The sequence below is a fragment of the Leuconostoc palmae genome, assembly GCF_019656075.1.
In the GTDB taxonomy this organism is placed as follows: domain Bacteria; phylum Bacillota; class Bacilli; order Lactobacillales; family Lactobacillaceae; genus Leuconostoc; species Leuconostoc palmae.
In genome coordinates, this window is sequence record NZ_BPKZ01000010.1 from 1 (window position 1) to 12,973 (window position 12,973).

At 36.3% G+C, this 12,973-nt stretch carries 10 protein-coding genes and 1 tRNA gene; all 11 read right to left on the bottom strand.

Annotation, left to right across the window (positions count from 1 at the left end; all coding sequences use genetic code 11):
• Window positions 1–158: 158 nt before the first annotated feature.
• Window positions 159–1,568, bottom strand: coding sequence for a cysteine--tRNA ligase (gene cysS, locus K5Q12_RS06000; protein ID WP_220742806.1), 1,410 nt, complete (start codon window positions 1,566–1,568; stop codon window positions 159–161).
• A 127-nt stretch (window positions 1,569–1,695) separates the two neighbouring features.
• Entirely contained in the window at window positions 1,696–2,913 is a 1,218-nt protein-coding gene (locus tag K5Q12_RS06005; protein ID WP_220742807.1) for a phosphoglycerate kinase, read from the bottom strand.
• 80 nt (window positions 2,914–2,993) lie between these two features.
• The gene (locus K5Q12_RS06010) at window positions 2,994–3,827 is read right to left on the bottom strand and encodes a glycosyltransferase (protein ID WP_220742808.1); all 834 of its coding nucleotides are present in this window, start codon (window positions 3,825–3,827) and stop codon (window positions 2,994–2,996) included.
• Complete coding sequence (locus K5Q12_RS06015; RefSeq protein ID WP_220742809.1) at window positions 3,824–5,254, bottom strand: glycosyltransferase; 1,431 nt, start codon at window positions 5,252–5,254, stop codon at window positions 3,824–3,826. Before K5Q12_RS06015 ends, K5Q12_RS06010 begins: the two co-directional genes overlap by 4 nt.
• Before the next feature lie 115 nt (window positions 5,255–5,369).
• The gene (locus K5Q12_RS06020) at window positions 5,370–6,047 is read right to left on the bottom strand and encodes a DUF4811 domain-containing protein (RefSeq protein ID WP_220742810.1); all 678 of its coding nucleotides are present in this window, start codon (window positions 6,045–6,047) and stop codon (window positions 5,370–5,372) included.
• A 1-nt stretch (window position 6,048) separates the two neighbouring features.
• Window positions 6,049–7,551 carry an MDR family MFS transporter gene (locus K5Q12_RS06025; protein ID WP_220742811.1) on the bottom strand — a complete coding sequence of 501 codons (1,503 nt, stop codon included), beginning with the start codon at window positions 7,549–7,551 and terminating at the stop codon, window positions 6,049–6,051.
• A gap of 133 nt (window positions 7,552–7,684) precedes the next feature.
• The gene (locus tag K5Q12_RS06030) at window positions 7,685–8,359 is read right to left on the bottom strand and encodes a type I pantothenate kinase (RefSeq protein WP_220742812.1); all 675 of its coding nucleotides are present in this window, start codon (window positions 8,357–8,359) and stop codon (window positions 7,685–7,687) included.
• On the bottom strand, window positions 8,356–10,722 hold the full coding sequence (helD, locus tag K5Q12_RS06035; RefSeq protein ID WP_220742813.1) for an RNA polymerase recycling motor HelD: 2,367 nt from the start codon (window positions 10,720–10,722) through the stop codon (window positions 8,356–8,358). The genes K5Q12_RS06030 and helD overlap by 4 nt, the downstream gene beginning before the upstream one ends.
• Window positions 10,723–10,854: 132 nt before the next feature.
• Window positions 10,855–10,926: transfer RNA gene (locus K5Q12_RS06040), tRNA-Glu, on the bottom strand.
• A gap of 89 nt (window positions 10,927–11,015) precedes the next feature.
• Window positions 11,016–12,257: an NADH-dependent flavin oxidoreductase gene (locus tag K5Q12_RS06045; RefSeq protein ID WP_220742814.1), complete on the bottom strand. Its 1,242-nt coding sequence runs from the start codon at window positions 12,255–12,257 to the stop codon at window positions 11,016–11,018.
• A gap of 57 nt (window positions 12,258–12,314) precedes the next feature.
• A complete protein-coding gene (locus tag K5Q12_RS06050) occupies window positions 12,315–12,920 on the bottom strand; it encodes a LysM peptidoglycan-binding domain-containing protein (RefSeq protein ID WP_220742815.1) in 606 nt (201 codons plus the stop codon).
• Window positions 12,921–12,973 lie beyond the last annotated feature (53 nt).

A 12,973-nucleotide genomic window follows, 5' to 3' on the forward strand; every position in this document is an offset into this window, starting at 1 on the left:
GCAACTTTCTTCCCCTCAGTCAACACCTCTTCTTTACTTTTTTTACTTTCCTTTTACTTCCTTCTTTCTTTCCCTCTCACGTTCGCTTTTTATTCGCTATATATCCATATTCCTTTTTATCGTTCGCTTTTTAAAAAAGCAGCCTCTCGGCTGCTTGATTACTTATTATGCCAACGTTGGCCTTGTGGACTATCTTCAACAATAATTCCTAACTGATTCAACTCATTTCTTATATGATCAGCTAACTCAAAGTCATGATTTTTGCGAGCTTCTACTCTATCACTTAATAACTGTGTCTGCTGTGCAGTGAGTACCTGCTCTTCCAATAATTCTTTTACACCAAATATTGACATCAGCTTTGCCAGTTTATCTGCCAGTTTTTGCGCTGATTTTTTTGCAATATCATTATGATCAACATAATCATTGGCCAAACTAACCAACCCAAAAATGGCTGCTAAAGCATTTTGGGTATTAAAATCATCATCCATTGCAATCTCAAAATCTTGAACATATTTTTTCACTTGTAATTCTAACTTTTCATCAGTAAATTCTTTACCAGAATTCAAACTAAAATAAAGATTCCTATAGGCTGTTCGTATTCTATCAAGTTCGACTTGCGCTTGTTTTAGTGTATCGTCGTTATAGTTAATAGGATGTCGATATTGTGTTGTTGCCAGTAAGTACCTTATCGCCATTGGATCTGGATAAATGGTCAACAAATCATGTATTGTTGTGAAATTTCCTAACGATTTTGACATCTTGATATTGTTCACATTAACAAAACCATTATGCATCCAATAATTAACAAACTTTGCCCCTGTTCGCGCTTCGGATTGAGCAATTTCATTGGTATGATGTGGAAATGCTAAGTCAATTCCACCCCCATGAATATCAATGGTGTCTGCTAGATATTTTTGAGCCATAACAGAGCATTCAATATGCCATCCAGGTCTTCCCATCCCCCATGGTGACTGCCAGGAAATTTCTGTTGTATTCCGACTAGCTTTCCAAACAGCAAAATCAATAGGATCTTCTTTCCGTTTAAGCTCTACATCATCCAGTCGTCCTGCAGCATTTTTTTCCATTTCAGATAAATCTTGATGCGCTAAAATACCATAACCTTCAAACTTTTTAGCTCGAAAATATACATCCCCATCAGATTCATAAGCATACCCTTTATCTATGAGATCAGAAACAAATGTAATAATATCTGGAATCACCTCGGTCGCTCGCGATCTAATGGTTGCAGGTTTAATATTTAAAGGCAATGTATCGTCATTAAATGCTGTTGCATACTTATTTGCAATTTCGATTTCAGATACCCCTTCATCCTGAGCACGTTTGATGATTTTATCATCAACATCAGTGAAATTAGAAACATAACGTACATTGTACCCTTTATATTCAAGGTATCGTCTAACAACATCAAAAGCAACTGCTGATCTAGCATTACCGATGTGGATGTAATTGTACACGGTAGGACCACAGACATACATATTTATTTCTCCGGCCGTTATTGATTGAAAAACTTCTTTTTGGCGCGTCAAAGTGTTATAAATACGAATCATAACAAATTCCTCTTATATTCTTCTATCGTTAATTTTATTATACAGATTTCGACAAAAAGATGCTTTAGCATTAAAATTTCATTGAAAAATAAAAAAGCACTTCAAGAGAGAAGTACTTTTTACAGTATTACTTTTCAGAGATAGCAGCAATACCAGGCAATTCCTTACCTTCTAAGTATTCTAGCGAAGCACCCCCACCCGTTGAGATGTGCGATAGCTTGTCGGCAACACCTAATTGTTGTACAGCAGCGGTTGAATCCCCACCACCAACAATTGTTGTGCCACCATTTTCAGTAACAGTTACTAATTCTTCACCAATAGCCAAAGTCCCCTTAGCAAAGTTAGGCATTTCAAACACACCCATTGGACCATTCCAAACAACAGTCTTTGCATCGGCTAATGTGTCTTGTAGCAACTGAACTGACTTAGGTCCAATATCAAGACCCATATAACCATCAGGAATACCAGCTTCAGCATCAACAACTTCAGTTTTAGCATCATTTGAGAAAGCATCAGCTGCGATTGAATCGATTGGCAAAACTAGCTTATCACCAGCTTCAGCCATCAATTCTTTAGCCAGTTCAACTTTATCAGCTTCAAACAATGAGTTCCCAATCTTGTTACCTTTAGCTGCATCAAAAGTATACGCCATACCACCACCAACGATAACTTTATCAGCTTTGGCTAGTAGTGACTTAACAATTTCAATCTTATCAGAAACTTTAGCCCCACCAATGATAGCAACGAAAGGACGCACTGGATTAGCCACAGCATCACCCAAGAATTTGATTTCCTTTTCCATCAAGAATCCAGCGGCAGCCTTAGAAACATTAGCTGAAATACCTACGTTTGAAGCATGGGCACGATGTGCTGTCCCAAATGCATCGTTAATAAACAAATCATCACCCAATGAGGCCCAATACTTACCTAATTCAGGATTATTCTTTGATTCATTTTTAACTTCTTCGCCGTTTACAACATCTTCAAAACGAGTGTTTTCAACCATCAACACTTCACCATCTTGCAAAGCATTAACGGCAGCTTCTAATTCAGCACCTCGTGTTTGTGGTACAAACTTAACTTCTTTACCCAACAACTCACCTAAGCGTGTCGCAACTGGTGCCAATGATAATTCTTTCTTATCATCTTCTGACTTGATACGACCCAAGTGTGAGAATAAAATTGCACGTCCGTTATTTTCAAGAACATACTTGATAGTTGGCAAAGCTGCCACAATACGGTTATCGTTACCGATAACACCTGCCTTGATAGGCACGTTGAAGTCAACGCGCATCAATACTTTCTTACCTGAAAGTTCCAAATCTGAAACAGTCAATTTAGCCATGATAGCCTCCATTTTTTTAGTATTACATGTCCATTATAAAACAAAATTAGCTACTTGTGTGATGATATGTGAACTATTAATCAAATCATTGTTATATGATGTGTTTTATGATTTAAGCCACTCATTTCTAACAAATCATAATCTTTTGTTGTTACCCGAATTTCAACAAAGTATTTTTTAGATTGAGATAATAGCTGTTTAATGATTGGTTTAATCTCTCCATGCTCGTCAGTAATTCCATCAACAAAGGTAATGATAGTATTGTTGGGTAGCAACGTTAAAAGATTATTAATTCTTGTCAAATTAAACATATTATTAGTTACACGATGTAATACATCAGCTACATAGTGCTCAAAGGATTCATATTTATCATTGAATGCATAAACAAAATCACGTTGACTTTCATTGTAAAAGTCAGTTACCTTACGATCACCATACCCAAAATAATACTCAGTAACAAATAGCTTGTTATCATTAAAGTATTGCACAGCAAATAAATGACCATCACGTTGATAAATCGATTTATAGTCAATATCACCGCTACTAGTCAACCAAGTCACTGATTGAACAATTCTCGGAGAACCATTAAAACAACGAATTTTTGCAATTACGCGTCCAAAACTCACTACATATTTCGATCCATCTTTATCCATTATAAATTTGGCGTTGTTAGGCACAGGAAGATCAGTCCAAAAAATGCCTAAGTGCACTTTTAATTCACATAAATACTGTTGCGAATAAACATCGAATACTTTATTTAAAGGTAACCCTAATTTTTCCGCTAAAAAACTAGCATCTTCATGTGGTGTTGTCACCCAAAGTTCTTCACTTTGCCCAGACTTTACACGTGCGATTTGCCACGCAACATCGTATAACTGAGCATCAACTAATGACTTAATAATTTCTATTGTCATATTAAACCACCGATTAATTCTTGCCACTTATCAGCAATATATTTTTCTTCCAATGTTAATGGTATTTTTTGGTTTCCAATGGCCAATGTATCGTAACAATTATATATATGCATCATGGCCTGTGTTAATTGCGAAATATTTTCAGAATCGTTCATAGTAATCGGCACTAAAATCCCATTTTGACCCGAATCGATTAATGTTTGTGCCCCGTACTTATTGGCATAACTGATAATTGGCAGTCCATTTTCTATAGCTTCAACATAAGTCAAGCCAAACCCCTCCGAATATGATGCTGCGACAAAAGCGTGGTATTTTTGTAATACATTAGATATTTGACTATTGTGTCCTTTTAATGCCACGATATCATTAAGATTTCTATCAGCAATGACATTCTTAAGATTTATGAACTCATCACCGGTTCCATAAATGTCTAAAGTTGCTAGATAACCTGATTCTCTTAACTTATCAATAGCAAAAATAATATGCTTGATATTTTTTTCTTTATGCAAACGTGATGCTGTGACAAATTTCATGACACCGCCATCAAAATGTTGTATCGGCGCTATTTTCTTTATCCCCCCCACAGGAATGACAATAATTTTTTGATTCAACGTCTCTTCATTCATGGCTAGCTGGTGAATTATATCATGCTTCTGTAATGCGGTTGAAACGACAATACAATCAATGTCTTCCACATGATTGAAAAGATACTGATAATGATTGTTCCATACATTATAGGTCCCTAATTGACCCACAAAATGTTCAGCATGAATGATAATAATGATTTTAAAATCATAGCTAGACTTTAACGACAAAAGCACTTCTTCATTTTCGTCACCTCGATCAATAAAGTATTGATTATTTTGAAAGTGATGTTCTAATTCTTGATAAAAAAAGCGCAACAGTTCTTCAAATGTGGCAAAATAATAATTTTTCCCACGGAAATTATCTAAATGAATATCTACCATTTTTTGACCTAATGGTGTGTTTTTATTTTGCCATTGCATACATCTCTTTGCACTAGTTAATATAACTCGGCTTGTATGACTAATTTTCTGATTCCCCTGCGTATCATATGACTCGTGTTTGTATACCCTTGCAGAGTAATTACCGCTGGTTTGTTGCATAATCACTCTGGTTGTACCGTTAGTGTCCAACAGTTTTTGTTCATTAAATGTACTCACCACAAGATTGCCTTTTTCTAAGTATTCATCCGGATCGTCACTTAAAAAATAGTTATACAAGCCAATCACTTCTTTCTCAGCAATTTTCCATTTTGACATATATTGATGCATGTTAGGTAGAAAAGCGGTGAAAACATATTTAAAAGACAAATTGCGCTGCTTAAAATATCGTGCTCGGTTAAATTGCGCATGTTCTACACCGCTATTACTATTCCCTAACGCTTTGTTAATAAAAAAATGCATCCTAAACTCCTACCATATTTTGAATACTTGAAGAACTGATTTATTTTTATCATCATAGCATAAAAGCGACAACACTTTAAAAATACGTGTTGTCGCTTTTATTAACCAAATATTATTATTGAATGTTTAATATTTTTTTAACTTGTTGAACCTGCAGTGTTGCCGCCTTGTCAGGATCAGTTTTCGCTAAAGCTGCTAATTGTTGTTGCTGTACTGCAACAACAGCTTTTTCGTCATCATTTTTTGGTGCTAATTTACTTGGTAACGATTTGGCTTGCTTAGTTGTCATAGCTACCCAGGTATCAGGCACTTGATATATCACATGTTTACTTTTTAGTTCACGATTATTATCTGCAATACCAAAGATTAGACGATACAAATCTGATTTGTAAACATAACGTGTTGTTTCTACCACACGATAAGCTTTGTTTCCCGAAATATTTTCACGCTCTGATGTTGTATTTAGATCCGGCTTGGAAATCGTTACATTTTTATCAGTATTGACTTGCTTATAGATATACGCATTTTCTTTACCTGATGTACCTACAGTTTGATAAAGTAATAAACCAAAACTTTGTTGTTCTGATCCAGCTGAAAAAATCTGTGTCTTTTGTGTTGTTGTTTCTGTTTCCATTCCATAATGATCATGCATGTTAGCTACAATAGCAACAACACTGGCAATCAAACTCGCAAACATCAACACCGTAACCAAATATCTTAAAGGAGAGGATTTAATCATCATATTACCGAAAAAAGCAAATGCAGCAAATAATGCCATAATTAGAATAATCATATTATGCTTCCTCCTTATTAGACAAGGTAATCTTACCACTATGCAATGTAAATGCCACAACAAGTGCTACAAGAGAAAATCCTGCAGCCAGTATGAATGAGGCATGAAAACCATTTAACGTTGCATCTAATGCCTTTTTACCAAATTCTAGTGGGTCCTGTCCTCTAAGTGCCGACTTTGGCATATTATCTTTAGTCACAGACTGCATTACAGAAGCAAGTACAGCTGTTCCCAAAGAAGAAGCAATTTGTCTCATAGTGTTGTTGGCCGCAGTTCCTTGCGCAGCAGTTTTAGGAGACAAGGCACCCATAGCCGATGCTGTTAAGGGCATCATTGTCATTGCAATCCCAAACATACGCAAAGTGTATAACGATGTAATATAAAATGTTGGTGTCGTAGCTGTTAAGTAAAATAACGGCACCGTACCAATCATCAACACAGCAAAACCAGTAATAGCTAATCGTTTAGCGCCATGTTTATCATAAAAGGCACCTGCAATTGGTGATACGATTCCCATCATTAAAGCACCAGGTAGTAAAGTTAATCCCGAATCCAACGGTGTTAATCCACGAATATTTTGCATATAGATTGGCAAAACCATTTCAACACCAATCATAGACATCATAGCTAATGATACTAATATAGTTGTAATTGTAAATTGTTTTGACTTAAATACAGACATATCCAGAAAAGGATTTTCCATTTTAGATTGATGCCACATGAACTCGATAACAATCAAGAATCCAATGACTAACGGGATAATAACTTTCGAACTGCCCCAGCCATTTGAAGCAACCATGGCAAAACCATATAATACTAAACCAAATCCAAATGTTGATTCAATCAAAGACCGAATGTTTAACGTTACTTTTTGGGTTGGCAGCACATCATGAAAAATAAATATTGAAGCAATCATAATAATAATCACAACAGGTAACACAACACCAAATATTGAACGCCACGAATTTTGTAAAGTGAATCCTAGAATGGTGTGATCTTTTTCTAAAATCCATCCTGACATTGTAGGGCCAATAGCTGGTGCCATACCTATAACTAACCCACCTAACCCCATCGCTTTTCCACGAGATTTAGCATCGAATAACGAGAGTGATACTACCTGCATCAATGGCATCAACACGCCAACTGCCATCGCCTGTAGCACACGTGCCACCATTAATAACCAAAATGCACTTGTAGGTGTCATAAACGCTACTAAAGTCCCGACTGTAAACAGTGCCATTGCCGACAAATATAGAGTTTTTGTAGGAATTCTAGTTGTTAAAAATGCGGAAACAGGCACCATAATTCCATTAGCCATTAAGAAGATAGTGGTTAACCATTGAACTGTGGAAGCATTAACATCAAATGCCTTCATTAAGGAAGGTAACGCTGTCCCCAAAGCTGTCTGCATTAACATTACAGAAAAGACACCGACCAGTAAAACCATCATCATCGCCATGCGATTGATTGGCTTACCATGGGTGTCACGTATTTCATCACTCATGTTTTTTATCCCTCTTTAATTTTTATATTTAAAATAATAATACTTAAACATAGTCGTATATTTTGTTGTTTGACCATGCTCATTATCTTACCTCTAACCAAAAATGTTGTCAACAAAGTTGACAACATTTTTATTAAACATATTCAATTTTTTCAACTTGATGATTCTCATTTAAATAAACAATAGCATCAGCATTACTTTTTGACGGTGAAATGTACTTATCTAAGTTAACCTGGTTTGTATTTTCCCAAACCGCCATAACTAGTTTAGTAAACTCCTTAACTGGCATGTGAGCGTATTGATGACGCCACGAATTAGGATCATGTTTAGCTTTTTCTGTCAATTCTAATGTCCTAGTCAAGTACCATCGCTTAATGTTTTCAATTGTTGCATCGAGATAAATTTTAAAATCAATAATCGATAATTGCAGCGCAACAACACCTTCAATAATTAGAATATCTGGTTTATTTACTATCCGTGTCACATTATGATCAATGTCTGCAATTTTTTGATCATAATGCGGTATCCGAACTAACTGATTTCCAGATTTGAATTGTGCAATCAGTTTAGTTAAAGCATCTAAATCATAGGTTTCAGGAAATCCTTTTCTATCAAATAGTTGATGCTCTTGTAAGAACTGATTGGAAAATAAAAAATCATCTGTACTAACCACAGCAACATTGATTTTCAGTTTTTCTGCGAGCTCGTTAGCAAATGTACTTTTACCTACAGCTACTGATCCTGCAATAGCAACAGTCATAAACTCACCATGATATCTAGACTCTATTGCTTTTACTAAACCATTCATTCATTCACCCTATATAACGAGTTTGGTACATCATCAATCAAATTCGATAAACTATTTTCAGCTAGTAATGTCAAACTATGCATTGCACGACTTGCCACAGTATAAAGTAATCGTCTGTCTGACTCATCGCCATAATATTGATTATCTGCGTGCCAAATAATCACAGCGTCAAATTCCAACCCTTTGGCTAAATATGAAGGGACGATAATTGCCCCTTGTGCTAGACGTTGATTTTCAGATTGAATCAGTGTCACAGCGGTTCCTTTTAAAGCTTCTGATAAGTATTGTGCTTCTGATCGCGTTTTGGTAATAATGGCAGTGGTCTCTTGTTGTCTCTTATGAATGTCCAACTGGCGACGAAGTTGATTCAACATGGCCTCTTGATTATCAAGGATATAGATCTCAGGTTTTTGACCATCTCTATTGAACGCATCAATTGTTTGACCATCTTTTAAGATAAACTTTGTAAAATCAGTGATTTGCTGAGTTGATCGATACGTTTGCGTTAATTTAACATGGTCTACTTTATCTTTATCAAATAATGATGCGAAATCACGTTCTAAATTATTCGCGTTATCTTTTGTAAAAATAGCCTGATTAAGATCCCCCAACACTGTAAACTTAGCTTTTGGGAAACTAAACTTCAGAAAAGCTAGCTGAAAAGGAGTATAATCTTGAATTTCGTCAATAAATAAGAAACGAATATCACGTTCCCCTGTCTTCCCTGAAATTAAATCGTATAAATACAAATAGAGTGTTGTATCAGCCAAAGACAGCTGTTTATTCTTTAATGAAAGTATGACATCTTCAACATGTTGATGCCAATCATTGATTGCTATATCAAACAATGATAAATCGAAGTAAAGGTGGGCTTGTCTCAAAAAATCCACAAACTGTGCACTAATGTTTAAAAAACTGTTTCGTCTAATTTGCCGAGCTATAGGTCGCAAGGCTCGTGTCACAATTTGCCGTGATAAGAATTGACGCTCTGCTTTTTCGCTACCAAATTCTTTTGCTTTTGGTCCTTCACCTAACTGAGCTTGTCTAGTACGCGATGCAGCATCGTTTTCTTGGTCATCCCCAATACGGACCTTCCCCGCTCCAACTAGTTCGTCATACTCCTGTTTGGATAAGTTCTCTATTTCCAATTCAACCCAGTCTTTACGCATTTCAGTTCCAATACGAGAACTCAAAACACGCATCAAAGTATCTCGTGTTGCATCCAACCGCTGACTCAATTTATAGTTCTCATTATACTGATAGTAAATATCGGTTATACGCTCTTTTGTAATGAGCGGTTCTCCGCGAAATTTCAACGATCGTATTTTAATGTCAGACCTGTTCAAGTGATTTGCATAATTAGTTACAGCATTGAACATGGCTAAACTACCTTTTGCCATGTTTATTTTTGAATCTGTCTGATTATGTTCAAATCTTTCCTGTAACGTTTCCACACTAATCTTAGGCAATCTACGTGAGGCATATTGATAAAATGTCATTTGCACCATGTTTTGCTCACCTAACTCTGGCAACACCTGATTAATATAATCGTTAAATAATTGGTTAGGACTAAATAATACAACTTGTCCCGAAGTTAATTTGCCTCGATAACGATATAACAAATAGGCGACACGTTGTAGCACTGCTGCTGTCTTCCCTGACCCTGCCGCTCCTTGTACAAATAACAAATCTGCCGAAGTATTTCGTATGATTTTATTTTGTTCTTTTTGAATAGTTGTCACAATTGACTTCATTTTAGTTGATGATTCACCAGATAGAGCATTCATCAACATGGCATCACCAATGGCTTCCTCTGTGTCAAAAAGCGTGACAATGATACCGTCTTCAATCTGAAACTGCCGCTTTAGGGTGACATGTGCACTTTGTGGTCCATCAGGTGTTAAATAGGTCACATCTCCAATGCCGCCATCATAATAAATTGAAGCAACAGGTGCTCGCCAATCATAAACTAAAAATTTATTTTCATCATCACTAAAAGAACCTAATCCTATATATATTGCCTCTGCTTCACCACTATCAGTGACTGATTCACTGAAGTCAATGCGAGCAAAATATGGTTTTTTTATTTGATTGTTAAGTGTCACGTAACGACGTTCTGCACGTGTCTTAGAGTTCTCTCGTTCTGATAGCATTTGCTGTTGCTGGCGAATAGAAGCAGCTGTTTCAACAATGCCCGAGTAGGTATCCGTTTTTAAACGCACATCCCCCCAACTTTGAGATACACTATCGATATTTTTGTTGGTACGTTTAATCTCGTCTTCAGTCGTTTTTAGTGACTTTTTCATAGCCTTTAGCGTTTTATCAAGATATTGCGTTTCTTCAACTTTAATTTGATTATTCAAAATGCATCTCACTCTCTTAAAATTAAGTGTTTTAATTATACGCTTAATTCGCCTATAATACAAAAAAACAGCCTTACTTTTATAAGGCTGTTTTTGAATATAAAAAGCCGCAACCGAAGTTGCGACTTGATATAGCTCGTGAGAGAATCGAACTCTCGATTCCGCCGTGAAAGGGCAGCGTCTTAGCCACTTGACCAACGAGCCATGGTCAGTGATGTCTGATCTGTATCAGACAACTATATTAGTATATCAACTATTGGTATTATCGTCAACACTTTTTCAAATTAATTTTATTAATTATCTTTTTTTCGTTTTAAAGTCATTAATTTTTTAGGATCGATCTGCTTAGGTTCTGAAATCAATTGGTGCTTATAATACAACCAAGGATGTTTATCGTCGAACTCTGCATCAGTAGTTACTGGGAATCCATTTCTAAAACGTGTTAATAGCCAATCCTTAAGTGGTTTGGGAATACACAACAATTCAAAATCAGCTGGTGCCATAGCATATCGAATACTTTTTTCATCATCATCGATAACTTTTTGAACCCAATTAGGATCAATAATAAGTTGTCTACCTAATGCGGCAAAAGTTGCCCCATAATCCAATATCGACTCTACTTGGTCTGGTTTTTTCAACAATCCAGCTACCATTATGGGATAGTTTTCAGGTAAAACTTTTTTATACTTTTCAATTATGGCAGTTTTATCTTGTTTGTTACGAAAAGAAGATTGAAAGGCATCTTTTAGAGATAAGTGAATATAATCTACTGGTAATTTACTTAACTTTTTTGCAAAATTAAGTGAATCTTCTAAGCTAATGCCCGGTGTTATAGACTCCTCTGGAGATTGTCGATAGCCCAATAAAAATGGTTTACCAGCATACTTCTCAATGATCTGTGCTATTTTAGCTGTTAACGCCAAACCAAAGCGCGCACGCTTGTCGTTAGTTCCTCCCCAAACATCTTCTCTCTGATTACTATCAGGCGAGAAGAATTGTTGAACTAAATATTGGTTTGCACCATGAATTTCAACTCCATCAAAACCCGCTAATATCGCACGCTTGGTTGCACGAGCAAAATCATCAATTAGGTCAGCAACTTCTTGATGTGTCAAATCACGTGGAACCTCATGGTCTCCCTTTGGGTATGGCACAGCTGATGCCGAAACTGGTTGTTGTCCTCTCAAAATTTCTGATGTTGTTTCCCTACCAGCAGCATATAGTTGAAGTATTGATTTGGCACCGCCTGACTGAATAGCCGATGATAACCGTCGTAAACTATCAATCTTATCATCTTCCGCAGCAGAAATAGCCCCTTCCCACCCTCGAGCTAGTTTGTTAACATAAGCAGCTTCGGTAATGACCATACCGACACCTTTGCTTCTTAATACATAGTAACGCAGCTCATCTTCTGTTACACTACCGTCTTCAAAAGAAGCGCGCAATGTTGTAGGTGCCATTACTACTCTATTTTTCACTTTAAAATTTTTACGTTCAAAATAATAGTCTTCTAAAAAATCATAATTTATCTGCATAAATTCATTATACAAAAAAAGAACCTGTTTAACAGGCTCTTTTTCATGATTATTGAATTAATACCAACCAGTAGCTTGTGAATGAGCCCACGCATTTTCTGCAGTACCATAACGAGCAGAGATGTATGACTTCATGGCATTCAATTGATCATTATAGTCTGATGAGTTTCCACCATACATTGCACGTGCTTCTGGTGATAATTGACCAATACCATAATATTGTCCGTTTGTTGCACTTGTGTTTCCACCAGATTCACGAGCAATCAATGCATCTAATGCTGAAGATGATGATACTTGTGGTGATACAGTTTGTTGCACAGGTGCTGCAGTATATTGTTGCACCGGAGCTTGTGCTTGTACTTGTGTGGCAGCAACTGGTGCTTGTGCCGCAACAGATGGTGTATCTTGTGCTACTTTATCAGCTAAACTCAAATGTTGTCCTACAACAATCAAGTTAACATCTGAGATGTTGTTATTTGCTGCAATCTTTTCAACTGAAGTGTTAAATTCTACTGATAGCTTATTTAGAGTATCACCTGACTTAACAACATAGTCTGTTGGTAAGTTTTGTGTATTTGTATCTGCACTTGCATTTGATGCTCCGAATGCCATTGCTCCGGCAACACCAGCAGCAATTGTGATTGATTTTGTGAAACTAAACATGTATGTTTTACCTCTTTTAATTTGAACAATTTACGTTCTGTTTTATGTCTTAC

Bases quoted from the DNA above. Each gene is read 5' to 3' on its own strand.
- K5Q12_RS06050 (WP_220742815.1), bottom strand. From the start codon at position 12,920: ATGTTTAGTTTCACAAAATCAATCACAATTGCTGCTGGTGTTGCCGGA.
- cysS (WP_220742806.1), bottom strand. From the start codon at position 1,568: ATGATTCGTATTTATAACACTTTGACGCGCCAAAAAGAAGTTTTTCAA.
- K5Q12_RS06005 (WP_220742807.1), bottom strand. From the start codon at position 2,913: ATGGCTAAATTGACTGTTTCAGATTTGGAACTTTCAGGTAAGAAAGTA.
- K5Q12_RS06020 (WP_220742810.1), bottom strand. From the start codon at position 6,047: ATGATTATTCTAATTATGGCATTATTTGCTGCATTTGCTTTTTTCGGT.
- K5Q12_RS06045 (WP_220742814.1), bottom strand. From the start codon at position 12,257: ATGCAGATAAATTATGATTTTTTAGAAGACTATTATTTTGAACGTAAA.
- K5Q12_RS06010 (WP_220742808.1), bottom strand. From the start codon at position 3,827: ATGACAATAGAAATTATTAAGTCATTAGTTGATGCTCAGTTATACGAT.
- K5Q12_RS06015 (WP_220742809.1), bottom strand. From the start codon at position 5,254: ATGCATTTTTTTATTAACAAAGCGTTAGGGAATAGTAATAGCGGTGTA.
- K5Q12_RS06030 (WP_220742812.1), bottom strand. From the start codon at position 8,359: ATGAATGGTTTAGTAAAAGCAATAGAGTCTAGATATCATGGTGAGTTT.
- K5Q12_RS06025 (WP_220742811.1), bottom strand. From the start codon at position 7,551: ATGAGTGATGAAATACGTGACACCCATGGTAAGCCAATCAATCGCATG.